This window comes from Pseudomonas fluorescens Q2-87, assembly GCF_000281895.1.
Classification (GTDB): Bacteria; Pseudomonadota; Gammaproteobacteria; order Pseudomonadales; family Pseudomonadaceae; genus Aquipseudomonas; species Aquipseudomonas fluorescens_S.
In genome coordinates this window covers 2,580,297-2,604,181 of the sequence record NZ_CM001558.1, presented here as the reverse complement: position 1 = coordinate 2,604,181, position 23,885 = coordinate 2,580,297, and the positions used below count along the sequence as shown (strand labels likewise).

Genomic DNA, 23,885 nt, shown 5'->3' with positions numbered 1-23,885 from the left:
TCAGGTTTCAGGATTGACCGGACATCTGCGTGCGCAGGCGTTCTTCCTGTTCACGCAACTCGGGGGTAAAGGTCTCGCCGAAATCCTCGAGCTCGAAGATCTGGCGGATTTCGATTTCACTGTCGCTGACCATCGGGTTCGGACAGCGCTTGACCCAGTCGATCGCCTCCTGCAACGACTGGACCTTGAAGATCCAGAAACCGGCGATCAGCTCTTTGGTTTCAGCAAAGGGGCCGTCGATCACGGTCCGGTTCTTTCCGGAAAACTGCACACGTACGCCATTAGCGCTGGGATGCAGGCCTTCACCGGCGAGCATCACCCCGGCCTGGACCAGCGCTTCATTGTAGGCACCCATTGCCGTCAGCAGCTCTTCGCTGGGCATTTCTCCGGCTTCCGATTCGGGGCTGGCTTTGACGATTACCAAAAAACGCATGGCCTGATCTCCTGTTGGCAGATAAGCCGTCCTGGTGGCGGCTCTACAGGCTAGTCGAACGGCGACGGAGGAAATCGACAGGCTGGCGAAATTATTTTTCGTCAACTCGCGCGAGCGTAGGCATGCGCGAGCAAACACCGGGCGAGGGTTCAACGAAGCCAAGACGCTAGCACGGGAGGTCCGACTTCATGGCAGCAGTGCGCTCAGGCCTGCGGATCAAGGACAATCACGCCGTGTACTTGTCGTCCCTCCAGCATAGCGTGGGCTTCTGCCGTTTGACTCAACGGCAGCGTGGCTCCGACTATCGGTTTGATCGCACCGCTTGAGACGCCGTCAGCGAGAAACTGCAGGGCCTCGCGGATCAATCCTGGATAGTGGAAGAAAGTCGGTAAATAGATACCCGCCAGGGTTTGCGCCTTGGCCATCAGTCGACGCGGCGCAAACGGCAGGCCGGGGCCTCGCGTGGAACCGACGACAACACAGCGCCCCAACATGGCCAGACATTCGAAGTTCTGATCGAACACGTCACCACCGATGGTCTCGAGTATCACATCCACCCCGCGCCCAGCAGTCAGTTCCAGCACCTCGTGGGGCCAGTTGGCCGTGTCGTAGGCAAGGGCATGGTCAGCCCCGAGGCTGCGCACGAATGCGCGGCGGTCTTCGGTGCTGGCCGTTCCAAAGACCGTCTGCGCGCCCAACGCTTTAGCGATCTGCACCGCCAGACTGCCAACCCCTCCCGCAGCCCCTTGGATCAACACGCTTTCGCCTGCCTGCAAATGCGCACAAGTGCGCAGGGCGAGAAATGCCGTAACGCCCTGGCAAGGCAGGCTTGCCATGGCGATGTCGTCGGCAGAGTCGGCCAATGTCACCAACATGTCTACCCGGGCAACGGCTTGCTGTGCGTAGGCGCCGCTGACCATCAAGGCCATGACTTTGCGCCCGATCAACTCAACGGCGACGTCCTTTCCGACCGCGCAAACCCGTCCTACCGCTTGAAGCCCCGCCACGTGCGGCAACGCGACACCGCCGACACGAGTTTCGGGGCGGTTGTACATCCCCAACCGTTCACGGATATCGGGAAAATTCACGCCGATGGCGCTGGTGTCGATCAATACCTCTCCGCGCCCTGGCAACGGGGACGGCAAATCGAGGTATTCAAGGACATCCGGGCCACCAAAGCTGCGGAACTGCATCGCTTTCATAGTGAGATCCTCGATAAATGCCACATCAGATCAGTTTCACCCTGGCAAGGGCGATTGTGTGTGTGTGTGCCTCGGCCACTTCCCGGCCGAGGCACGTGTGGTATCAGGCTGGATGCTTCACGCTGGGACGCTCTTGTATCTTCGCCTGCCATCCAGTGAGCGCGGTGCACTCTTCCGGAATGGCAATGCTGGCAAAGCCGGCGAAGATCAGTCCGGCGAGCACAGTAATGTCAGCCATGGAGAACTGCTCACCGGCGATGTACGGCTGGCCACGCAGGACTTGATCGAAGTACCTCATGCCGTTCACCGCCTTGTCGCGTTGACGGTTGCCCCACTCCACACGCCCTTCCCACTCTGGACTTTTGTAAGGCTGCAAAGCGGCGCCCAGGCCAGGCGTGGCGTGGTGGAAATAGAATCCCACCGGATCCGCCAATTCAGACTCCGCACGCTTTTGCATCATGTGGATGATGGCTTTTTGCTTCGGCGTCTTGCCCGTAAGGATCGGGTTGCCGTCCAGATTATCCAGGTACTCGGTAATGGCCGTGCATTCGCAAATGTAGGTGCCGTCATCCAGCTCCAGTACCGGCACGGTACCGAGCGGGTTGATGGCCAGGAACGCCGGTTGCTTGTGTTCCGCTGCGGGCAGGTCGATTTTGATGAAGTCAACGTGCGCCCCCAAGCCCTTTTCGGCCAGGACAATACGAACGCGCAGGGGGTTGGGGAAACCAGGGATGTCATAAACTTTCATGCAAAGCTCCAAATACACCTATCTATCGGTAGGTATAAGTTCGCTCGAAAGCTTATGCCGTGTCAACACCTATCTACCGATAGGTTATTAATAATTTCCCAGAGATTGAAACTCGATGTCGGATCGGGTGCCGCTTCAAGGAAGCGGCACCCTCGCAAGTACAAATGGCTTGGGTTGCGGGCCTGCTCAGAGCAGACCCACCTCACGATAGGCCTGCAAGGCCAGGTCGAAGGCAGCAATGTCTTCACTGCCCCGGGCGATCAGTTGCGCGCCCTCCAGTGCTGAAAAGATTCCGAGCGCTCGACGACGTCTGGTCTCGTCTTCCAGCTCTGGGCGCCACTTCGCGAGGACCTCGGTCAGCCAATCGAGGTTGGCCTCGTTGAACCTCCGCACCTCAAGGCGAACCTCAGGTGGCAGGTCTTCAACCTCGGCCGAAAGAATCCCACACAGGCACATACGGTTTTGATTTTCGAGCGCGGCGCGAAAGATCGCCGCATATTGGTCGAGGCACTCACGCTCGCTGGTGCAAGTCTGGAGCAAGGTGCTGAGGTAGGCCGCGCCGTCCTCGGTGTATTGCCTTGCCAATGCAGCACCCAAATCTCCCTTGGTGGGGAAATGGTAGTGGATGCTGGCACTCTTGATGCCAATCTGCTTGGCCAACTCGCGAAAGCTCAAGGCGTTATAACCCCTCGCTTGAACGTCGCGACGGGAAATCTGGAGAATCTGCTGGCGGGTGTCCATAGACTATCTAGCTGTTGATAGGGAAGCTGACGAGTATATCGATGATTAACGCTCCGTCCACTGACTCAAGTACTCATTGGCCAGGACCGTATCTTTCATCGCAGCCTTCACCACGGGCTTGCAACCCATGCATCAACTGGGCGCTTACAGCCTGCAGCACCTCGTCGGATAACGCCTCCCCCTTGGCGATTCGCGCGATGGTCAACGCCCCCATCATCGCGCACATCGTCAATATTGCCCGCTCCCTGGCAATTTCGGCAGGCGCATCAGTTATTTGTCGCGACAGCACGTTCACCATCTGCTCGAAACCCTCTACAGCAACGCCACGCACGTGCTGATCGCCCCTGGCCAATTCACTGCCCAAGCCGGCGTAAGGACAGCCTTTGTCCCCATCACGATGACCCGGTGAAAGGTATGCGCGGACGATCGCCTCCAGTGCTCCCTCCTCCTCTCGCGCAAGCTCATCAAGCTGATCGGCCAGATCGGTCACGGCAGACGCCGTTGTTTCAGACACCAAGTGCGCCTTGGATTTGAAGTGTTTGTAGAAGCCCCCCTGGGTCAATCCCGAAGCCGCCATCAGCCCTGTCAGACCGCTTCCATCGATGCCGTTGCGCTGGAACTCACTTCGGGACGACTCGATGATCCGTCGCCGCGTAGCGGCCGCCTCATCTCTGGTCTTGCGCATTCGAATCCCCTTTATTTACAGGCTGCCCATTGACTTGGATTGTGATCGTAATCTAATAATATTTCAATCATCATATTCCCCACCCCCTCCGCATGAGCGGAATTCCACAGAGAGAGATGAACGATGAATGCGCCAAAAACGCTTGTCACAGGTGCTACCGGTTTTACCGGGCGCAAGACCGTTGAAATATTGCTCGAGAAAAATATGCCGGTTCGTGCACTGGTGCACACCGACGATGAAAGAGCCGCGAAGCTGCGTGTGTCCGGCGCAGAGGTTGTCGTTGCGGACCTGCTGGATCTCAACGCGATTCGGAGCGCCCTGGAAGGCATCAAGCGAGCGTACTTCGTATATCCAATTGCACCAGGTCTAATCGAGGCAACGGCTCGCTTTGCGCTGGCTGCACGAGAGGCGGGCGTGGAAGCTGTCGTCAATATGTCGCAGATTTCTTCGCGGCGAGTGGCAAAAAGCAATGCGGCACTCGACCACTTCACGGCGGAACAAGTATTCGATTGGTCGGGCCTGGCCATGACCCACCTGCGCCCAACTTATTTCGCCCAATGGCTGATCTACCCACACTGGCGCAAACACATCGTCAGGAACGGCGAAATCCGCCTGCCCTTTGGCGACGGTCGTCATGCTCCCATCGCGGCAGAGGATCAAGCACGACTGATCGCGGCAATCCTGGAAAATCCAGAACCCCACCAGGGCAAGATCTACCCGCTGCACGGCCCGGTTGAACTGAGCCAGCAAGGCGTAGCGGACGAAGTCGGCAAGGTTCTGGGTCGAGAAATCACCTATGTGCCCATCAGCCTTGATGAATACCGCCGGGAACTGTCCGCCGATGGGCTACCAGCGTTCCTGATTCAACACCTGATTGAGGTTGCACAGGACTACCAGCACGGCGTTTTCGCAGGCGAAGACTCAATCATCAAAGAGGTAACCGGCCAGCCGCCGATGACCGTGAAAACCTTCGTCACACGGCACAAGGCTTTGTTTGACGCTTGATGCATTGCGAGGTGTTTGCGGGGTGCCATGGATTTATGTCATTTCAGGCGCCCTGCATCACCCTATTCGTCGATGAAATGTACCGCTCCATCAGCCGTTCCTGTACCGCGTGAATCGCTGTTCGGTGACGACTGTGCCCCACTGGTTTCCTTGCTCCTCTTTTGTCAACTCGAACCCAGAGGCCTCATAGAGTCTGCGTGCAGCGTCCAGGCCCTGGAAGGTCCAGAGCTGAATAGCGTCGAAACCGACTCGGTCACAAAATCCCACCGCCTCATCCAGCAACTGGCGGCCTACGCCGCAGCCACGACATTCGTCCTCAAGAATAAACCACCTCAAGTGGGCCTCATTTCTGCCCAGGTCTTCGCCATCAATGGCAATCGAACCCACGATGCGTCCATCGACAATCGCACTCCAGATGCTGTTACATGGCTGATCCAGACGGCCAACAAACTCGGCGACACCACACGCGACCTGGCTCTCGAAAACCGGACCGAAGCCCCAATGCGTGGAATAGAAACCCGCATGCATCTCGGCCAACCGCCCAATGATCCCCGGACGATAGCCAGTGCTCAGTTCGATGCAAACACCCGGAGCTTCAGCTTCGCCCGTACGGGCTATCGTCAGGGCGTGGGCATACGCCGCCAACCCTAGTGCAACGGTCCGTTGTTGCGAAGGATTCAACTTTTGCATTGCGGATTTCACCTGCGCTTGCCCATAAGCATGAATTCGGGCAACGGTCATTCTCCCCTGCTGGGTCAGTTGAAGTTTTTTGATGCGACCATCATTGCCAGCGCTTTCTTGCAACTCTCCCGCCTTGATGAGTTTACCCACCATGCGGCTGACGCTGGATTTATCCAGGCCAAGCACCTGCACGAGCTGGGCTGCGGTCAGGGTATTCGCTGCCTCGATTTCCAGCAGGGCGTGCACGGCCGAAGGCGAATAGACGGTGGTTGCAAGCGTTGCGCCCAAGAATCCCCACTCTCGAACCATCGTGCGCGACGCCGTGCGAATTCCGTCGACCAGGGCAGGATCGATATTCATGTGGGAACTCCAATTTAAATATGGTTGCACGATACAACCATACTCAGTATGCGCTATCCAGCACGCACCTGGTTCTCCTCCAGACGCCCTGCCAGTTGAAACTATCGATCCTGGACAGCTCATTCCTGCGCCAGACGCTTCAACAACGCCTTGGCGGCAGCTTCAGACGAAGCCGGGTTCTGGCCCGTGATCAAATGCCCGTCCTCGACCACGTAGCTCGCCCAGTCCGCAGCCTTGGAATACTCGCCCCCTTTTGCCTTGAGCATGTCCTCCACCAAAAACGGCACTATCTGGGTCAGCCCGACGGCTTCCTCTTCGGAGTTGGTAAAGCCGGTGACTTTCTTGCCCTTGACCACGGGCTGACCATCCGGTGCGTTGACGTTCTTGAGCACGCCGGGAGCGTGGCACACGGCTGCCACCGGTTTATTGGCCGCGTAGAAGGCTTCGATCAGGGTCTTGGAGTCCACGTCTTCGGCGAGGTCCCACAGGGGCCCGTGACCGCCTGGATAGAACACTGCATCGAAGTTGTAGGGGTCGATCTCGCCCAGTGGCAAGGTGTCGGCCAACGCTGCTTGGGCCGCGGTATCCGTGCCGAAGCGGCGCGTCGCATCGGTCTGGGCATTCTCTTCATCGCTCTTGGGGTCCAGCGGCGGTTGCCCACCCTTGGGCGAGGCGAGCGTGACGGTCGCTCCGGCGTCGAGGAAAACGTAGTAAGGAGCGGCGAATTCTTCCAGCCAAAAACCGGTCTTCTTGCCGGTGTCGCCCAACTGATCGTGGGATGTAAGGACCATTAAGATGTTCATGTGAGCCTATCCTCCAAACGTGAAGAGGCAGTGCGCGGTCCGCCCTGCATTCTTCTCAGAGGCTGCGTTGGAGCAGACGTTCAAACGGCCGTGCCAACCCATCAGCCGGTGAACGAAGCGCTCTCGCAGCGCTTCAGCGACGCCACACTTGCCCCTGTGCACTGACCACCCAAGGCGCCTGGTCGGCAACGATAAACACCCCGCCCACCCAGCGATCCGGTGGCGCCTGGTCAAGCCAGTGTGCCTGCCCGGCCAGGACCCGCTCCCCCAGCGCAGTCAGTCGCAACGAGCGCTGCCTCCAGTCGGCGCCCGAGGCCTCGCTCATCAACGGCGCGGGCGCGTTGATCAACGGTTGCAATAGCGCGTGGAACATCAAGTCGCCTAGATACGGTAATGGCTCATACCGCATCATCAGATGCTCGAACACCTTGCCGGCAGGTAACTCGCCGTGGGTGGCGAGGATGCGCGCCGCCAATCGCTGGGTGAGGCTCAAGCCATCGTCCGCGCCGGGAAGCTCCTGCAGTTGCCGCGCCAGGGCCGGCCCCAACAGGGGCAAGGCCGGATGCGACTGGCCGGCAAGGCTTGCCCAGGCGCTCGGGTTCGGGGCGGTATAAGCGGCCCAGGCTTGGCGCGCCAGGGACAAGGCTGCCTCTGCCAACGGGCGTCGCTGCGGCCACAGCCAGGCGAGAAGGTCCGGCGCCAGCTGACCGATACCGATGAACCGCTCTACACCGGGGACCTGGTTCATCTCGATCAGCTCGAGTCGGCGTGGCAGACAGGGCAGGCTTGCCAGCAGCCGGATCAGGAACAGCTGATCGTAGGCGTCGCCCTCGCACCACAGCACCAATTCGCTGTCCCGGTGCAACTGCGCCAATGCCGCCCGCTGCCGGGCCTGGCGACTCTCGACCTGCGCCGCCGAGAGACCGAACGTTTGCTGGATGTACTTGGCGCGCACCGACCAGTATTCATCCTCGGGCAACGCAGGCACGGGACCCATCACCATCGGATCATCGAACATGTGAAACGCCCCGCCGAAACCTGCGACACGCAGGCTGCGCTCGATGTCATTTCCGCAACGCCAATGTTGCACCCTGGCTTCGCCGGTCGCGGCAAAATCGGGGTGGCGGGAGGTAAACGCGACAGCATCGGCGTGGGCGACCAGTTTCGGCCAACTGGCAAATCCGGCCTCACGGGCCACCAGCCATTGGACGTCGGCGAGGCGGTAATCGGGGCCCGGAAGGCCAAGCATGCGCAACTGTTCGCAGGCTTCGTCGGCCTCGTTGTTTTTCAATGCCTTGAGCAGGCGCTTGGCGCGTTTGCGCAGTGAGGCCAGATCCACCAGGCCGTGATGACGGGAAGTTTTGTTAGCGGGCATGCCAACTCCTCAAGGGGCTCGGTCCGCCGACAAGCCGGGAGCTGGGTTAGGGAATTCTACAAGCATGCCTGGGGTTACCCTTCGCGCGGACCGCGGGCGCAGCGCACGCCCAAGGCCGGACTTTAGCGGTAACGCCTGATCATCGCAATCGGCACTGACGCGGCAGATGATCCTGGCCTTTGTGCAAGCCTGCTATCACCGCACTGTATCCGCGACACACTCCAATACAAATTACCCCTCGAACCGAAACATCCGGGATACATCGAAAACGCCAAATAGCCCCGTCCGCTCACACCTGCCTCCCGCTACCGGATCCTGACGAATTGCTCGCAGGGCCGGGTTCCAGGCATCGGCACAGGCGTCACGGTACAAGCCCCGCGCAACGTTGCCCGGGGACACGCTGTTCTTCTTTGGAGAAACGATATGCACGCTAAAAACACCTTGAGTTCCGCTCGCCTCGCTCTCGCCGCACTGGCCATTTCTGGCGGCTTCAGCCTGGCCCAATCGGCCTTCGCAGTAGAAGCCCTGCCCCAGGGCTACCAATTGGCCTCGGCTGAAAAAACTTCCGAGGGCAAGTGCGGCGAAGGCAAGTGTGGCGCGGCTGAGACGAGCAAAAAAGTCAGCCAGTCGGAAGGTAAATGCGGTGAAGGCAAATGTGGCGATGCCTCCTTTGCCCGCACCGACAACGACCATGACGATCGCGTATCGCTGAAGGAATTCCTGAGCGTCGCACCGACCCAGCAGGCTGAGTTCGAAAAAATGGACAGCAATCACGACGGCTATCTGTCCGAGGCTGAAACCTACAAGTACCGCACCGGCCAATACACCGCCAACGGTAAAAAGGTGCCCACCGAACTGTTCACCCGCATGAGCCAGGCCAAAGAATAATTTCTGCACGCCCGCCCTCCTCGGCCTTTATGCCGGGAGGGCTTTGTCATGTATGGAGACAGCCATGAATATTACCGTCTCACCCACCAGCGCCGGGCTCGGCCTGCGCCGCGCCATGCTCGCGGACCTCATGACGATGGACGCCGGCGCCGTGGATTTCCTGGAGTGCGCGCCGGATAACTGGATCGGCGTCGGCGGGGTCTATGCCCAGCAGTTGGATCGGTTGGCCGAGCAATACCCGATTACCTGCCACGGGCTGTCGCTCTCGCTCGGCGGTGCCCAGCCGCTCGACCTTGAGCTGTTGCGTGCAACACGCGGCTTTCTGGATCGCTACGCCGTGACGATCTACAGCGAGCACCTGAGCTACTGCGCCGATCAGGGCCATCTTTATGATCTGCTGCCGATCCCCTTCACCGACGAAGCCGTGCACCATGTCGCGGCGCGCATACGTCAGGCACAGGACGTGTTGGGCCAGCGCATCGCAGTGGAAAACATCTCCTATTACGCAGCGCCCTTCCAAGCCATGAGCGAAATCGATTTCATACGGGCCGTGCTCGATGAAGCCGACTGCGATCTGCTGCTGGACGTCAACAACCTCTACGTCAACGCCATCAATCACCGGTACGACGCCAGCGAATTCCTCGCGGCGATCCCGACGCGGCGGGTCACTTACCTGCACGTCGCTGGGCATTACGATGAGGCCGATGACCTGAAAATCGACACCCACGGTGCGTCGGTCAAGCAAGACGTCTGGGCGCTACTGCATCAGGCCTATGAACGACTGGGACCGGTGCCGACGCTGCTGGAGCGGGACTTCAATTTCCCTCCATTGCCGCAGCTGCTTGCGGAGATCGATCAGATCAAGCGCCTCCAGCAGTTCGGTCGGCAAACAGGATTGGAGGCGCAGCATGTCCGCACGATTGCTTGAACAACTGAGCTGCATGGCCAATTACGTGCGCGACCCAAGAAATCCGGGCCCGCCTGGGCTGCAAGCACGGCGCCTGGCCGTCTATCGGCAACTGTTTCTCGGCAATATCGAGTCGTTGTTGGCAGGCAGTTTCCCAGTCATCCGCCGCACCCTGGCTACGGCAGACTGGCAGAGGCTGGTCAACGATTTCTATGCCGGACACCGGAGCCAGACACCTCTGTTCACCCAGATCGCCGGTGAGTTTGTCGGCCATCTGGAACAACGCACCGATAGCCATGGTTACCCTGCGTGGCTGGCCGAACTGGCACACCACGAATGGAGCGAGAGCGCGCTTCTATTGAGCGATGCGAAAGACCCAGCCCATGACCCGAACGGCGACCTGATCCAAGGCATTCCCGTGGTCTCGGCACTGGCCTGGACCCGCGCCTATCTTTGGCCGGTGTGCGACATCGGGCCCGGTCATCAGCCTGCCGAACCATCATCGGCGCCCACTTTGCTCCTGCTTCGACGTCGTGGCGACCAAGTGATCTTTTCACGCCTTGCACCGCTGGCGTACACCTTGCTGGTATCGCTGACTGAGCATCGGCGCAGCGGGCATGAGCATCTGATCGCCCTGGCCGAAACGGTAGGCGTCCCGCCCCAGGAACTTCTGCCTGTCGGGGTGGCGGCACTCAATGATTTCAGGGTGCAAGGTATTGTGTTGGGCACTCGTATGGACTGAACGGACAGATCGCCTGGCCCGTTGGGCGATCGCATGGAGTCGCCCGTCAGCGCGCAGCCCGATGCAGTTGCCGATACGCAGCCACCAGTTGCTCCAATGTGAATGCCAGGTTGCGTCCACTGGGGTTGGGCAGCACCCAGGCGGCTGCTCCGCCGAACGTCCTGGGTTGAAGCCCCCATTCAATGACTTTCTGCCCGGACAAACCGGCGTAGGCCACCTTGCCGAGAAACGCCACATGACGCGGTGCATAGCGGGCAATCTTTTGCTCGAACTCTACCGCGACAGCCTCGAACTCCTGGGCCGTCAGTTGATCAGCGCGGGCAGTCGGACGGGCAACCACGGTGGTCAATCCGCAATGATAGCCAAGGATTGATCGGTCATTTTCCGGTGACACTGGTTGCGCAGTGAACCCAGCCAGATGCAACGTCCGCCAGAAACGATTGCCCCGCCCGGCGAAATGATGCCCCTGCGCCTTCGCCAACAAGCCCGGATTGATTCCGCAAAAAATCACCGACAGGCCTTCAGCCAGAATGTCTTCCAGCCCCTCTGTTGCGCCGCTCAACGGCACATGACTTTGACGGCACTGCGCGCAAGGTGAGCCAGCTCATCATGGGATTTACCCGCCCGCGCGCGAATGGCAATGCTGTGCAATAGCGAAGAGGCAAGACCGGCCAGGGCTCTCAGGTCGGCATCGGCCTTTAACTCTCCCGAGTCGATGGCTTGGCGCAGGCGTGCCTCAAGGTCGGCGTCGAGCTGGCTCAGTCGAAGCGAAAGCACATCACGGATTTGCGGATCCTCGACAGCCTCGGTGGTCGCCGTGCCAATCGCGAAGCAGCCACGAGGCTGGCCATCGCCCGAAAAGTAAATCGCCAACTGCCCTTCGTAAAAGCGCATCAGGGCTTGCTCCAGCGTCAGGCTGGTATCGGTCAATGCGTCTTGCATGGCGCAATGGGCCGTTTCCCAGTATTGGTCGAGCGCCTTGATGTAGATCGCATGTTTATCGCCAAAGGCTGCATAGAGACTCGGGCGGTTCATGCCGGCGGCGCTGGCGATGCTGTCCAGCGAGGCGGCGGAATAACCCGTATTCCAGAACACCCCTAGCGCTTGTTGAAGCGCTGTCTGCGGGTCGTAGGCGCGTGGCCGGCCACGGCCTTTCGCGCCTGGAGTTTTATTTTGTGCCATGTCGTATAAATTCCTTGCATGCCAATAGGGTCAGCCATATTCTTACACCATCGCACAAAATTAAGGAATCAAAAATTCCTCGACCCTCAGCTTTGTTGTAACGGCGCTCGAATCAGGCTCTGGTGACGACGAAACAGCGGCACGGAGTGATCCTCCCCACCGCGTACGAGTTTGGTGACTCACAGCAATCAACGACATCGGACCTGGCGAACTTCGCGCAGGACCGGCCGACTTCCCGGTTAAGGGTGTACTCGATCATGACCAAGCCATTCGTTCTCCCAGCAACACCAGCCAATGCACACCCAGGGCCGAACCTTGCTGACGCGCCACCGGAAAAATCGCTGAAACAGAAACTGCGCCCGCTGCTGATGACCGGCGTTCCAGCGCTCCTGGCCGTCATCGGCTACGGGCAATACCTTGCAAACGTACCGTTTGTGTCTACCGACAATGCCTATGCCCGCGTGGCCAAGACATCGATCAACTCGCGTATTTCCGGGCAGGTGGTTGAAATCGCTGTCGACGATAACCAACGGGTCCGCAAGGGCGAAATGCTGTTCCGTATCGACCCGGAACCTTTTCTGATCGACGTCCAGCGTGCCGAAGCACAGTTGGATATCGCACGTTTGCGCATTGACGGACTCAAGGCGAGCTATCGCCAGCAACAGGCCGAGCTGCAATCGGCCAAGGCGGCGGCGGATTACGACCAGAAGGAGTTCGGCCGTAAAAAAGCCCTGGTCGCCACCGAGTTCGTGTCGCGAGCCGTCTATGAGCGCGCCGAAACCGACCTCAAGATATCCCGTCAACGCATCGCCTCGATGGAACAACAAATCGCCAGCACCGTCGTTGCCCTGAACGGCAATCCAGACATCACGATTGACAGCCACCCGACGGTGCGTGAGGCCAAGGCTCAGCTTGACGAAGCGCAGCTGCACCTGGCCTACGCCACGGTCACCGCGCCGCAAGACGGTATCGTCGCCAAAGTCGACGACCTGCAAGTCGGTAACTACGTCAATAACGGCGCGGCGGCGTTCGCGATGATCCGCGACGGGGAGATCTGGGTCGAGGCTAACTTTCGCGAGACGCAAGTCACGCACATGCGAGCCGGCCAGACGGCGACCATCACCCTCGACACGTACCCGGATCGGCAGTTCAAGGCGCACGTGGTCAGCCTAAGCCCCGGCGCCGGGGCCGACTTCGCCCTGTTGCCGCCGGAAAACGCCACCGGTAACTGGGTGAAGGTGGTACAGCGGGTTCCGGTGCGTCTCGAGCTGGACGAGGCGGATCCATCGATGCCTTTGTTTTCTGGCACCAGCGCCACGGTCCGAGTCGATACCGGGTACCGCACGCCTTGGTGGTATCCGCTCAAGTCGCTGTTGACTGCGGGTAACTCCTGATGAACGCCACCGCTGCTCTTACCGCACCGCACGCGCGCTCGCTCAGGTTGGTTGCCTTGCTGGCCACCTACATGCAGTCGGTGAACTTGCCGCTGCCCAATGCCGGATTGCGCTTGATACAAGGCAGCATTTCGATGACGGACGATCAGGCCGGGTGGATCTTCACGGCCTACCTGGCGGCCAGCGCCATCACCCTGCCCGTGGCGCAATGGCTGGCTGCGCGCTTTGGCCTCAAACGTGTCTACCAAGTCGCCATCCTGCTGTTCGCCCTCGGCTTGTGGCTGGGCACGTTGGCAAGCTCGCCGCCGGCGTTCATTGGCGCACGCATCTTGCAAGGCCTGACGAGCGGCGTCCTGGCACCGCTGTCGATGGCGATCGCACTGGAGACGCTGCCCGCCGAGCGCCGCCCGGCATTTGGCCCGAAGTGGACGGCGCTGGTGCTGCTGGGGATCGTCAGCGGGCCTGGTATCGGCGGCTGGGTCTGCGAATGGCTCGACTGGCGCTGGATGTTCTACCTGAGCCTACCGCTGGCCGCGTACATTTTCATGGTCGTCGCGTTGCTGCTCATCGAGAGGAAAGTCGACCAACGCCCGCCGTTTGATTTCTTCGGTTTTGGCACGTTCACCCTCGGCATGATCGCCCTGCAAATGCTCTTGGACCGTGGCGAACGCCTGGATTGGTTCGACTCGCCGGAAATCTGGGTCGAAGCGCTGTCCTGTGCACTCGGGCTGTACCTGTTCCTCGTCCATGTGCTGACTGCCAAGGTGCATTTTCTCGGCAAGGGATTGCTCAGGGACCGCAACTTCATCCTGTCGACGGTGATGTTCTTCGCCCTTGGCTTCGTCCTGCTGTCGACGATGGCGCTGACCTCGCCGATGCTCGATGAAATCCTCGGCTACCCCCCGGATACCACGGGTTTGCTGACAGTCCCGCGGGGCATCGCATTGGTTGGGGCGTTCCTGCTGATGGGGCGCGCGCCGGTGTGGATCGACGTTCGCCTATTCATCGTGGTCGGCATCACCCTGGTGGCCTATGCCAATTGGCTGATGCTCGGCTATTCACCCCTCATGGACTGGACGCCCGTGGCGGTGACCGGATTCGTCCAAGGGATCGGCCTCGGCATCCTGATGCCGGCGCTGAGCAAGGTCGCGTTCAGCACGATCGCGCCGACCTTGCGTCCCGAGGCCGCCGGATTCTTCAACTTGATGCGCGTCTACGGCAGCACTCTCGGCGTGGCGGTGGTGCAACTCTATTTCTTCAATAACACCCAGGCGATGCACGTGGCGCTGGCGAGTCATTTAACGCCCTATCGGATGACACCGCCCATCTCGCCATCGGCGCTTGAAGGTCTTAATCATCTGGTCACCCACCAGGCGGCGTTCGTTGCAGTGGTGGGTCAATTCAAGATCTTGCTGGTGGCGATACTCATCGTCAGCCCACTGGTGTTGTTCCTTCGCAAGCCTGTTGCAGCCAACTGATATTTTCGTGGAGTCCGGAAAATGAAAACGTCCCTGCGCTTCACCCGTTCTGCGTTCCTGTGCACCGTCAACGCGCTAGGGATGGCTTTGATGCTTTGCGCCTGCACCGTCGGCCCCGACTTTGTGCGCCCTGCCACCCGTTCGTCGCAGCACTACGACCCACAGGCCGAGCAGCAATCGGCCGGTGGGCAGTTTGAAATGGGCAAGCGGATCAATGGCCATTGGTGGTCGGCGTTCCGTTCGCCCAAGCTCGACGAAGTCATGCGCCAAGCCATCGATGGCAACCTCGAACTGGTGGCCGCCGATGCGACCATTCGCCAAGCCGCGGCGTCTGTTGCGGCGGCGGAAGGTGCCTTTTATCCGCAAGTGAATATTGGCGCTACCGCCGGGCGTCAACGCACCCACACAGCGTCTGAGCCGAGCGTGTCGAATGTTTATGCGATCGGCCCACGGGTGGCTTTCGACCTGGACATGTTTGGCGGCCTCGAACGCGCGGTCGAAGGGCAACAAGCATTCGCGGACCTGCAGAAGCATCGTTATGAGGCGGCCTACCTCACGCTGACCGGGGACGTCACCCAGCAAGCGCTGCTGCTTGCCTCAGCCAATGCGCAAATCAGGGCAGTACAAACGCTGCTGTCCAACGATGCGAAAAACCTTGAACTGGTCCGCCGGGCACACCAGAGCGGCACCACGACCCGGATCGACGTGTCACTGGCCGAAACCCGCCTTGCCCAGGATCGCACGCTGCTGCCACCACTCGCCCAACAGCGCGACGCTGCTCGGCACGCACTGTCGATCCTTGCCGGCAAAGGCCCGGCGGACTGGATCGCGCCAGACTTCGTCCTCGATGACTTTGCTTCACCGTCGAGCATTCCGGTCAGCCTGCCGTCCGAGACGGCTCGCACACGTCCGGACATCCTGCAAGCCGAGGCCGAGTTGCATATGGCCAGCGCAGCAGTGGGCGTAGCGACTGCCAGCCTTTATCCGCACGTCGAGCTTTCGGCCTCACTGACCCAAGCCGCATCCGGCAATGGCGGCGCCGCCCTCTGGGGTCTGGCCGCCGGAATGACTGCGCCGATCTTCAATGGCGGCGCACTCAAGGCTGAGCGCCAGGCCGCCGTTGACGGTTACAACGCCGCCCTCGCCCGCTATCAGCACACGGTCGTTAGCTCATTTGGCCAGATTGCGGACACCTTGCAGGCCATCAATCACGGTGCCGAGCAGAACGCTGCGCAGGACGACGCCTTGCGCGCCGCCGACACCAGTTTGCAGTTGAACCAACAGGCTTACGCCCAGGGCGAAAACAGCATCCTGCAAGTGCTTGAAGCCGAACGCGCCTATGAGCAAGCGCTGCTCGGGCAGATCCGCGTACAGACCGCGCGTTATCTGGACGTGGTCCAGCTGTTCGTGGCCCTGGGCGGCAATGACGCAGGCGTCATCGTGCCCAATGTCGCCACGATTCGTACCGATTCCTTACCACTCTGATGGCCCCTTTAGGAGAACCGACATGACATACGAAGCCTTTCACGATGACCTTCGCGACACGCGCCTGCCGCTGAATAACGGCGCTGGCTCGATGCCCGCCGTAGGATTTGGCACGCTGTTCCGTGATCTGGAAGCCACCTGCGACGCAGTCAAATATGCGTTGGAGGCGGGTTTCCGGCACTTTGACTGCGCCGAGCGCTATCGCAACGAAGACAGGATTGGCATAGCGTTCCAGCAGGTATTTGCCGCCGGTAAAATCCGCCGTGAGGATGTGTTCATCACCACCAAACTGTGGAATACCAACCATCGACCCGAACGGGTCAAGCCGGCGTTCGAAGCGAGCTGCCGGCGCCTTCAGGTCGACTACCTCGATTGCTATCTGATCCACACTCCGTTCGCCTTCCAACCCGGCGACGAACAGGATCCACGGGACGTTTTCGGACACGTCATATACGATGGCGGCATTACCCTGCTCGACACCTGGCGCGCCCTTGAAAGCTTGGTGGACGAAGGCCTCTGCAAATCCATCGGCCTTTCGGATATAACGCTGGAGGCATTGGAAACCATCGTTGCCGGCGCGCGAATCAAGCCTTCCGTGGTGCAGATAGAATCGCACCCTTACCTGCCGGAATGGGAAATGCTGGAGTTTTGCAAACAACACGGGATTATCTTGCTGGCGTTTGCGCCGCTGGGGCATGGAATGCTGCCCAATGTCTTGGAAGATCCGGTGCTCACCGGCATCGCCCGGCATGTACAACGCACCCCGGCACAAGTGGCGCTGGCGTGGGCAGTTCAACGCGGGACGGCTTTCCTGACGACTTCGGCGAAACCGGACCGTATACGGGAAAATTTCCATCTGGCGACGCTGCCGCACCGGGCGATGCGAGAAATCAAAGAGGACATTACCACCCGGATTCGATTCAACTCAGTGATCGAAACCGGTGTTCCAGGCTTTATTGCCCGTACAAGCTGATAGACGACGGTGCGGTTGCGCAAGGGCCGCCCTCCCCAAACTTCCCTGCCCGAACCGCGAGATGAAAAAATGGACCTCTTCCAGAGCATGCGTTTTTTCAACGCCGTAGCCCAAAGCGGCAGCTTCACTGCCGCAGCGCAACTGCTCGACACCACGACCACCAACGTTTCCAAAGCCGTCACGGCCCTTGAGGCCCGCCTGCACACCCGTTTGATCAACCGCACCACCCGCCGTCTCGCGCTCACGGAAGCGGGCGTGCGCTACCTGCAACGCTGCGAACAGATCCTCGACAACGTACGCGAGGCCGAGGAAGAAGCGGGAACTGCCCACACCGTGCCAGTCGGTCGTTTAAAGATTCACGCCATGTCGGCCATTGGCAATCACTACGTAATCGACGCGATTGCCCGTTACCGGGAAATTCACCCGACGGTCTTGTTCGACCTGACCCTCACCAACCGCGTTCCGGATTTACTGGAGGAAAGCTACGACATGTCCATTGTGCTGGCACGCGACCTGCCGGACTCGGGCTTCGTCGCCCAACGGCTGGGCATGACTTACAGCGTCCTCTGCGCATCACCTGCCTATCTGGCCAAACGCGGTGTGCCGGACTCTCCCGGCGAGCTTGGCGGGCATGAGTGCCTGCGTATCGTCAACACCGTGATGCCGGCTGAGGAATGGACGTTCGACGGCCCGCGAGGCTTGGAAACCATCACCATTGGCGCTTCGCCTTTTCACATCAATACTGCCGATGGCATGACCACAGCGATTGAAAAAGGCATGGGAATCGGCGTTCAGCCAATCGCATCGGCCGTACGCGGTCTGAGGGCGGGGACATTGGTGCGGGTGTTGCCTGAGTACCGACTGGAGGAGTTGAACCTGTTCGCGATCTATCCATCGCGCAAGTTCATGGATGCGAAAACCAAAACCTGGGTGGATTTTCTCAAGCAATCAATCCCGCAGTTGCTGGCATCGGATGCAGCTATTGTCGGAGCTAAAAACACTTAGTGCGGCAGGTATGGAGTGTCGACCCTCCATCGTTACGCACCGGTCAATTGGAGCAACCGGTCCCCATCGTTTGATACTGCAGGACATGCCGCTGGCCATGGGAGTCTTCATAAGTCATCTGTACCGGCACGGGCGCACATTCGTTCGCTGGTTCGGTGATGGAGATCACGTGTTCGATGTCCAGCTTCGTCGAGTAATTGTAGGTTTCGATCGGGGTGCTCGAAGTATTCGTCGTGTCCGCATAAGCATTGGCGCCCAGGCTGGCAAGCATCAGGAGCGCTGCGATTTTTTTCATGTTCATGTTCTTCACCGTCTCGTTGGTTGTGTCCGCATCAGCTAATGCTTGCGGCTTGGAGACGATGTTAAGGGGTGCCCGAGCGCGTAAAAATCGATCGACAGGACAAACAGTGTTGCTCAAATCCCTATGAATCAGCGCTGGGCACTCCTAGACCCACTGCTGATCGAAAAGTCGATTGCCGCGCTTGTGCCGATAATTGCTACCGGCCCCTCCTTGAATGGTCTCGCCCTGAACGAAGCAGGCATTGCCGCAGTCGGAACAAAACGAGCCTGCCCAGGAACCCCGCCCAATGCCCCTTCGATCCGCTGCCCTCGCCACGTTGTTCGCTTTGGCCGCCAGTGCGCCGGCCGCTGCGCAAGAGCCACTGCGCCTGGCAAGCCTGAAACGGTGCGGTGACCTGCTGCAAAGCCAGCACCAGGAATGGTGCCTGACCGTGCACGGCATGGGCGATGGAACCCCACGCTTGAAGTTGGGTGCGAAGGCGATACCTGCGGATGCGGTGCAGCGCGACGGGCAAAACTTGCGCTTGCGCCTGGCCAGCGACGGTTACCAGAGCGCTCCCCTCTGGCTGGAGGACGGCCCACGCTCCAGCAACGCGGCCTGGCTGACCCTGCGTAACAGCCACGTACTGGCCGCAGGGCCGGACGAAGTGGCGAAGAACATGGACGGCTTGACCACATACGTCGATCTGGTCAGCGTGCTGATCGAAGAAGACCAGGACGGCCACCAGGAGGCTGAGCGTCTTGCCCATAAGTACGGCGCGACGGTCGTCGGCAGCATTGCGCCGCTGAACCTGTACCAACTGCGCCTGCCCGCCAGCGACCTGGTGCAGCGTGACGCACTGGTACTGCGCCTGGGCAGCGAGACCAGCGTGGACGCCGTGGTGATCGAGGAGTCCGCCGCCGAAGAGGCCGAACAAGCCCCTGTCGAGGCACAGGCTGAGGAGCCGAAAAAACCGGCCACGGACTCGGATGAATGGGCCGCGAATCGCTTTCTCGATGCGGTGAACTACTATCAGCGGCGCGTCCCCGGGCGGCAGACGCCTGTGCAGCCCCAACCGGTGCGCATCGGCTTGATCGAGCGCGCGGTGGATTTCGACACCGCGGACTTTGCGGACTACGTCGGGGCTTGCTCGCTGCCGCGCACTTGCGTCTACGCACGCGATGCGGATAAGCCGGACAACCATGGCACCACAGTCGCCGGCATCCTCGCCGCGCGCTGGGACAATGGCGGCAACACGGGCTTGCTGCGTGGTCTGGACCAGGCGAGCGGTGGCTTCGAGGTCATTGTCGAGCGCAATTCCGATGCCGGAATCACTGCCAATATCGCCGCCTCGGTTAACCTCGTGGAAGACGGCGTGCGCGTGCTCAATTGGAGCTGGGGCATTCATCGCGTCGGCGCCAAAGACGTCAAAGGCGACGAGGTGGACTCACTGCTGCGCTCGGGCATCGCCATGGGTGGGTACGAGGAGTTGCTCGAGGAGTTCTTCCTGTGGCTGCGCAAGGAACATCCCGACGTGGTGGTAATAAACTCCGCCGGCAATGGCTCATCGTTCTCGGGCAGCGATGAATACCGCTTGCCCTCCTCGTTCATTACCGAGCAACTGCTGGTGGTCGGCGGCCACCAGCGCAGCGCGCGCGCCGGGATCGCAGTCGACGACCCGGCCTATGCGGTCAAGCGCCGTTCCTCGAATATCGACATGCGCGTCGACATCACAGCCGCCGCTTGCGCCCACGCCTCGACGGTCAGCGCCGGCCAGGCCGGTGCGGTGCATTGCGGTACGTCCTACGCAACGCCCATGGTTGCGGGCCTGGTGGCGGCGATGCTGTCCATCAACCCGCAACTCGAACCCGAGCAAGTGCGCATGCTGCTGCGCCGCAGCGCCATGACTATCGGCGACAATCACGACTTCGAACGGATGGATGCCGAGGACCTCACCGCGCCCATCCTGCCCTCCGAGCGCAGCTACCAGCTCAACGACAAGGACGTGGGCCGTTCGGCGCGGCTGGACATGCAAAAAGCCCTGGACCTGGCGGTGCAGAGCCGCAAGCGCGTGCGCTGAAACGCGCACTGCCGGGCGGCGCAAGGCGATTGTCCGGAGCAAAGGCAGCCATCGCACGTTCTGTTGCAATGATGCTCCGCGCTCCATTGCGTAAGCTGACAGAATAGCGCCCGGTTGCCGCCTGGCTTGTTAACCCTCCCCTGACCCAAGGAGCATCGATGAACGCCAACATTGCCCCCGTCCCGCTGCCGAAAGCTTATCGCCTCCTCAACCACGGCCCCACCGTCCTGGTTTCTGCCCGCCACGACGGTGTCGACAATGTCATGTCCGCTGCCTGGGCCTGTGCGCTGGACTTTTCGCCGCCCAAGCTCACCGTGGTCCTGGACAAGAGCACCCGGACGCGAGCGCTGGTGGAAAAAAGCGGCATGCTGGTGATTCAAGTGCCAACCGTGGCCCAGCTTGAGCTCACCTATCAGGTAGGCAATCTCAGCCTGCTCGACGACCCGCATAAACTTGCACACAGCGGTGTCGAGCTGTTCAGCATTGACGGCCACGATGTGCCATTCGTTGCCGGCTGCTCGGCCTGGCTGGCCTGTCGACTGATCCCCGAAACCCACAACCAGCAGGCCTATGACCTGTTCATCGCAGAAGTCGTCGGCGCCTGGGCAGACACCCGCGTATTCCGCGACGGGCATTGGTATTTCGACACTGCGCCCACGCAACTGCGCAGCCTGCACTACATTGCCGGTGGGCAGTTCTACGCCATTGGCGACTCGCTGGTCGCCGAAAGTGCCGGGGCCGTGCTGCCGGAAGATGCCTGATGGCGACGAGCCTGACCGATGATCCAAGCTGTTATGATGCGTAAACCTGCCAGCCGAGTAGAAAAGGTATGAACCGTCGTAAGAAGATCAACCAGTTGTTGAAGGCCAACGCCAAGAAAGCCAGCGCCAAACTGGCGCCCAAAAGCAAAACCCAATACATCAGCAAGGCTGACCGATTGAAGCTGGCCGAGCAAGCCAGTCAAGACGCCGAGATTCCCGCCGAGGATTGAACTGATAGAACGTACATCTGCCCCGGTTCTACAAGCATGGGAAGGGGCACTTCCGTCATGCGCCTGAGTCAACCTGCTCGCGCTTCACCTTGCCTCGAAACACCCAGAACCCCCAGGTGTTGTAGGCAAGCGTGACCGGCACCAGCACAGCGAAACCGACCAGCATGAAAGACTGGCTCGACGCCGGGGCCGAGGCTTGCTCTATCGAAAGCGCCGACGGCACGATCAGCGGGTACAGCGTGATGATCGCCGCAACGAAGGCCACGCCGAACCATCCCAGTACGGCAAACAACGGCAGGAATTCGAAACGGCTGGAGAAGGCCCAACGAAACCCTACCAGCAACAGACCCTGGACCAACAACAGCGGCACGCTCAGGCTTGATTCTGCAAGATTGTCGCGGTAGACCGGCAGCAACTGGCTGGTCCAGACGACGATGGCGGCCATCCCCAACAACGTCAGCCAGCCAAGTATTCGCGCCTGGCGCCTGGCCGTCGCTTGCAAGTGGCCTTCGGTACGCCAGACCAACCAGCAACTGCCCAGCAACGCGTAGCCGATGACCAACACCGCGCCACAGGTCAGCGAAAACGCACTCAGCCATTCCCAACCGTTGCCGGCGAACTGGCCATCCTGCTGTTCGATGCCTTGCACCACGCAGCCCATGATGGCGCCTTGGCAAAACGCCGCGATCAACGATCCGGCGACCAATGTAACGTCAAGCCAACGCCTCATCCGCGAAGACGCATCAGCGCGAAACTCAAGCGCAACCGCCCGGAAAATCAACGCCAGCAGCATGACGATGACCGGCATGTACAGGGCGGAAAAAATGAGGCTGTAGGCTACCGGGAACAAGGCCAGCAACCCTCCGCCACCCAGCACCAGCCACGTCTCGTTACCGTCCCAGATCGGCAGGATGGAACTCACCATGATTGCTTTTTCGTTGGCGTCACGGCGCGTGGCGAAGAGTATTCCGACACCCAGGTCAGTCCCATCCAGGACGACGTACGTGATGATGGTGAACGCGATCGCTGCGGCGGCAAGATCGGGGAGCAACGCCTCAGAAATGAACATGACGATGTCCTTGCCCAGCGCAGGTGTTCATTCTTCGGCCCTCTGGGCATCGGCTGGCAAGCGGGCAATCGCCCGCAGCAAATAAAATAACCCCAGGCTAAAGACCATCAGGTAGACCACCATGATGGCCAGCGTGCTGCCCGCGACGAACGACAGCGGTTGCCCGGAGTGGCTGTCGACCGTGCGCATCAATCCGTAGACGGTAAACGGCTGGCGCCCGACCTCAGTCACGATCCACCCACAGATCATCGCCACAAATCCCGCCGGGGCCATGATGACCGAGCAGCGCAGCAGCCATCGACACTCATAGAGCCGACCGCGCCAACGCAGGACAAGACTGGCAATCCCCAATGCAACGATCAGCAGTCCGATGCCCACCATGGCCCTGAACGCATAGAACACCACGGCCACCGGCGGAATATCCTGCGGCGCGAACTCCTCCAGACTCTTGATGGTGCCGGTCCAGTCATGTCGCAAATACAGCGAGCCCAGATGCGGAATGGCCAGCTCGAATTGGTTTTTGCGGTTGACCTGGTCAGGCACCGCAAACAGCCTGAGTGGTTCGCCTTGGCCTGCCTCAGGCCGCCGCCAGGACCCTTCCATGGCGGCGAGCTTTTGCGGCTGGTGGTCTCGGGTATTTTCACCGTGCAGATCACCCGCCACGATTTGCAAGGGCCCCACCAGCGCTGCCATCCATAGCGCCATGGAAAACATGACCCTGGCCGACGTATGAGCACTGTTGCGCAACAAGTGCCAGGCCCCCGCGCCGCCGACCAGCATCGCCGTGCCGAGAAAGGCTGCAAGGCTCATGTGCACCATGCGGTAGGGAAACGATGGATTGAACACGATCGCAAGCCAGTCGACCGGGACGAAGCGGCCATCGCCGCCGATGCTGAATCCAGCCGGCGTGTGCATCCATGAATTGGCGGACAGTATCCAGAAAGCACTGAACAACGAACCCACGGCCACGGCGCAGGTGGACAGAAAATGCAGGCGTGGCCCGACCTTGTTCATGCCAAAGAGCATCACACCGATAAAGCCGGCTTCAAGGAAGAAAGCCACCATCACCTCGTAGAACATCAAGGGCCCCAGCACAGCGCCTGCGCGCCGCGACAGCGCACTCCAGTGCATGCCGAACTGAAATTCCATGACCAGCCCGGACGCCGTGCCGACCGCGACCGTCAATGCAAAAATTTTCAGCCAGAAGGTGTAGATGTCCTTGTAGACATGACGCTTGCGCCACAACCACAGCCCCTCGAGCACCATCAAGTAATTGGCCAAGCCAATGGAAAATGCCGCCAGGACAATATGGAAGCTGATGGTGAACGCGAACTGGTAGCGCGCCAGCAGCAACGCCGGATCCATCGGTTCCATGGAC

General features: G+C 60.3%; 25 protein-coding genes. 12 read left to right on the top strand and 13 right to left on the bottom strand.

Annotation, left to right across the window (positions count from 1 at the left end; genetic code table 11):
• Positions 1-7 precede the first annotated feature (7 nt).
• The 5 genes from PFLQ2_RS15955 to PFLQ2_RS15975 all read right to left on the bottom strand — a co-directional run bounded on the left by PFLQ2_RS15955 (position 8) and on the right by PFLQ2_RS15975 (position 3,809).
• Positions 8-433, bottom strand: coding sequence for a YciI family protein (locus PFLQ2_RS15955; protein WP_003181019.1), 426 nt, complete (start codon positions 431-433; stop codon positions 8-10).
• A 203-nt stretch (positions 434-636) separates the two neighbouring features.
• Positions 637-1,635, bottom strand: coding sequence for a quinone oxidoreductase family protein (locus PFLQ2_RS15960; protein ID WP_003181018.1), 999 nt, complete (start codon positions 1,633-1,635; stop codon positions 637-639).
• A 103-nt stretch (positions 1,636-1,738) separates the two neighbouring features.
• Positions 1,739-2,383 (bottom strand): glutathione S-transferase, encoded by a 645-nt coding sequence (locus tag PFLQ2_RS15965; protein ID WP_003181015.1) that lies wholly within the window; start codon positions 2,381-2,383, stop codon positions 1,739-1,741.
• A gap of 186 nt (positions 2,384-2,569) precedes the next feature.
• A complete protein-coding gene (locus tag PFLQ2_RS15970) occupies positions 2,570-3,124 on the bottom strand; it encodes a TetR/AcrR family transcriptional regulator (RefSeq protein ID WP_003181014.1) in 555 nt (184 codons plus the stop codon).
• 73 nt (positions 3,125-3,197) lie between these two features.
• A complete protein-coding gene (locus PFLQ2_RS15975) occupies positions 3,198-3,809 on the bottom strand; it encodes a TetR/AcrR family transcriptional regulator (protein WP_003181013.1) in 612 nt (203 codons plus the stop codon).
• 123 nt (positions 3,810-3,932) lie between these two features.
• Here PFLQ2_RS15975 and PFLQ2_RS15980 point away from each other — a divergent pair, with 123 nt between their 5' ends.
• Positions 3,933-4,814 carry an NmrA family NAD(P)-binding protein gene (locus tag PFLQ2_RS15980; RefSeq protein ID WP_003181010.1) on the top strand — a complete coding sequence of 294 codons (882 nt, stop codon included), beginning with the start codon at positions 3,933-3,935 and terminating at the stop codon, positions 4,812-4,814.
• A gap of 90 nt (positions 4,815-4,904) precedes the next feature.
• On the opposite strand, the gene PFLQ2_RS15985 is transcribed toward PFLQ2_RS15980, so the two are convergent.
• The 3 genes from PFLQ2_RS15985 to PFLQ2_RS15995 all read right to left on the bottom strand — a co-directional run bounded on the left by PFLQ2_RS15985 (position 4,905) and on the right by PFLQ2_RS15995 (position 8,033).
• On the bottom strand, positions 4,905-5,855 hold the full coding sequence (locus PFLQ2_RS15985) for a bifunctional helix-turn-helix transcriptional regulator/GNAT family N-acetyltransferase (protein ID WP_003181008.1): 951 nt from the start codon (positions 5,853-5,855) through the stop codon (positions 4,905-4,907).
• Between the two features lie 119 nt (positions 5,856-5,974).
• On the bottom strand, positions 5,975-6,658 hold the full coding sequence (locus tag PFLQ2_RS15990; RefSeq protein ID WP_003181006.1) for a type 1 glutamine amidotransferase domain-containing protein: 684 nt from the start codon (positions 6,656-6,658) through the stop codon (positions 5,975-5,977).
• 133 nt (positions 6,659-6,791) lie between these two features.
• Entirely contained in the window at positions 6,792-8,033 is a 1,242-nt protein-coding gene (locus PFLQ2_RS15995; RefSeq protein ID WP_003181004.1) for a DUF1835 domain-containing protein, read from the bottom strand.
• Positions 8,034-8,456: 423 nt separating this feature from the next.
• Here PFLQ2_RS15995 and PFLQ2_RS16000 point away from each other — a divergent pair, with 423 nt between their 5' ends.
• The 3 genes from PFLQ2_RS16000 to PFLQ2_RS16010 all read left to right on the top strand — a co-directional run bounded on the left by PFLQ2_RS16000 (position 8,457) and on the right by PFLQ2_RS16010 (position 10,570).
• Positions 8,457-8,921, top strand: coding sequence for an HvfA family oxazolone/thioamide-modified RiPP metallophore (locus PFLQ2_RS16000; protein ID WP_003181003.1), 465 nt, complete (start codon positions 8,457-8,459; stop codon positions 8,919-8,921).
• 64 nt (positions 8,922-8,985) lie between these two features.
• Positions 8,986-9,849 carry an HvfB family MNIO-type RiPP peptide maturase gene (locus PFLQ2_RS16005; protein ID WP_003181001.1) on the top strand — a complete coding sequence of 288 codons (864 nt, stop codon included), beginning with the start codon at positions 8,986-8,988 and terminating at the stop codon, positions 9,847-9,849.
• The gene (locus PFLQ2_RS16010) at positions 9,830-10,570 is read left to right on the top strand and encodes an HvfC family RiPP maturation protein (RefSeq protein WP_003180999.1); all 741 of its coding nucleotides are present in this window, start codon (positions 9,830-9,832) and stop codon (positions 10,568-10,570) included. Before PFLQ2_RS16005 ends, PFLQ2_RS16010 begins: the two co-directional genes overlap by 20 nt.
• A gap of 46 nt (positions 10,571-10,616) precedes the next feature.
• On the opposite strand, the gene mug is transcribed toward PFLQ2_RS16010, so the two are convergent.
• The gene (mug, locus tag PFLQ2_RS16015) at positions 10,617-11,132 is read right to left on the bottom strand and encodes a G/U mismatch-specific DNA glycosylase (RefSeq protein WP_003180998.1); all 516 of its coding nucleotides are present in this window, start codon (positions 11,130-11,132) and stop codon (positions 10,617-10,619) included.
• Positions 11,129-11,752 carry a TetR/AcrR family transcriptional regulator gene (locus tag PFLQ2_RS16020; RefSeq protein ID WP_003180996.1) on the bottom strand — a complete coding sequence of 208 codons (624 nt, stop codon included), beginning with the start codon at positions 11,750-11,752 and terminating at the stop codon, positions 11,129-11,131. Before PFLQ2_RS16020 ends, mug begins: the two co-directional genes overlap by 4 nt.
• 257 nt (positions 11,753-12,009) lie before the next feature.
• Between PFLQ2_RS16020 and PFLQ2_RS16025 the strand changes: the two genes are divergently transcribed.
• From PFLQ2_RS16025 to PFLQ2_RS16045, 5 genes are all read left to right on the top strand, one after another.
• On the top strand, positions 12,010-13,146 hold the full coding sequence (locus PFLQ2_RS16025) for an HlyD family secretion protein (RefSeq protein WP_003180994.1): 1,137 nt from the start codon (positions 12,010-12,012) through the stop codon (positions 13,144-13,146).
• Positions 13,146-14,624: a DHA2 family efflux MFS transporter permease subunit gene (locus PFLQ2_RS16030; protein WP_003180991.1), complete on the top strand. Its 1,479-nt coding sequence runs from the start codon at positions 13,146-13,148 to the stop codon at positions 14,622-14,624. The genes PFLQ2_RS16025 and PFLQ2_RS16030 overlap by 1 nt, the downstream gene beginning before the upstream one ends.
• A 21-nt stretch (positions 14,625-14,645) precedes the next feature.
• Positions 14,646-16,109 carry an efflux transporter outer membrane subunit gene (locus PFLQ2_RS16035; protein ID WP_003180989.1) on the top strand — a complete coding sequence of 488 codons (1,464 nt, stop codon included), beginning with the start codon at positions 14,646-14,648 and terminating at the stop codon, positions 16,107-16,109.
• 22 nt (positions 16,110-16,131) lie between these two features.
• A complete protein-coding gene (locus tag PFLQ2_RS16040) occupies positions 16,132-17,082 on the top strand; it encodes an aldo/keto reductase (protein WP_003180988.1) in 951 nt (316 codons plus the stop codon).
• 69 nt (positions 17,083-17,151) lie between these two features.
• On the top strand, positions 17,152-18,087 hold the full coding sequence (locus PFLQ2_RS16045) for a LysR family transcriptional regulator (RefSeq protein ID WP_003180986.1): 936 nt from the start codon (positions 17,152-17,154) through the stop codon (positions 18,085-18,087).
• Between the two features lie 43 nt (positions 18,088-18,130).
• Here PFLQ2_RS16045 and PFLQ2_RS16050 read toward each other — a convergent pair whose 3' ends face one another.
• Positions 18,131-18,388, bottom strand: a complete 258-nt coding sequence (locus PFLQ2_RS16050) for a DUF2790 domain-containing protein (protein ID WP_033045984.1) — start codon at positions 18,386-18,388, stop codon at positions 18,131-18,133.
• Between the two features lie 286 nt (positions 18,389-18,674).
• On the opposite strand from PFLQ2_RS16050, the gene PFLQ2_RS16055 reads away from it, so the two are divergent.
• From PFLQ2_RS16055 to PFLQ2_RS28755, 3 genes are all read left to right on the top strand, one after another.
• Entirely contained in the window at positions 18,675-20,447 is a 1,773-nt protein-coding gene (locus PFLQ2_RS16055) for a S8/S53 family peptidase (protein ID WP_003180983.1), read from the top strand.
• Positions 20,448-20,605: 158 nt separating this feature from the next.
• Positions 20,606-21,208, top strand: a complete 603-nt coding sequence (locus tag PFLQ2_RS16060; RefSeq protein WP_003180982.1) for a flavin reductase family protein — start codon at positions 20,606-20,608, stop codon at positions 21,206-21,208.
• A gap of 68 nt (positions 21,209-21,276) precedes the next feature.
• Entirely contained in the window at positions 21,277-21,438 is a 162-nt protein-coding gene (locus tag PFLQ2_RS28755) for a DUF2986 domain-containing protein (protein ID WP_003180980.1), read from the top strand.
• Between the two features lie 55 nt (positions 21,439-21,493).
• Here the strand turns inward: PFLQ2_RS28755 and cydB are convergent, their stop codons facing one another.
• Together cydB and PFLQ2_RS16070 are read right to left on the bottom strand one after the other, a co-directional pair.
• Positions 21,494-22,507 carry a cytochrome d ubiquinol oxidase subunit II gene (cydB, locus tag PFLQ2_RS16065; protein ID WP_003180978.1) on the bottom strand — a complete coding sequence of 338 codons (1,014 nt, stop codon included), beginning with the start codon at positions 22,505-22,507 and terminating at the stop codon, positions 21,494-21,496.
• A gap of 27 nt (positions 22,508-22,534) precedes the next feature.
• Positions 22,535-23,881, bottom strand: coding sequence for a cytochrome ubiquinol oxidase subunit I (locus PFLQ2_RS16070; RefSeq protein ID WP_003180976.1), 1,347 nt, complete (start codon positions 23,879-23,881; stop codon positions 22,535-22,537).
• Between the last annotated feature and the right edge of the window lie 4 nt (positions 23,882-23,885).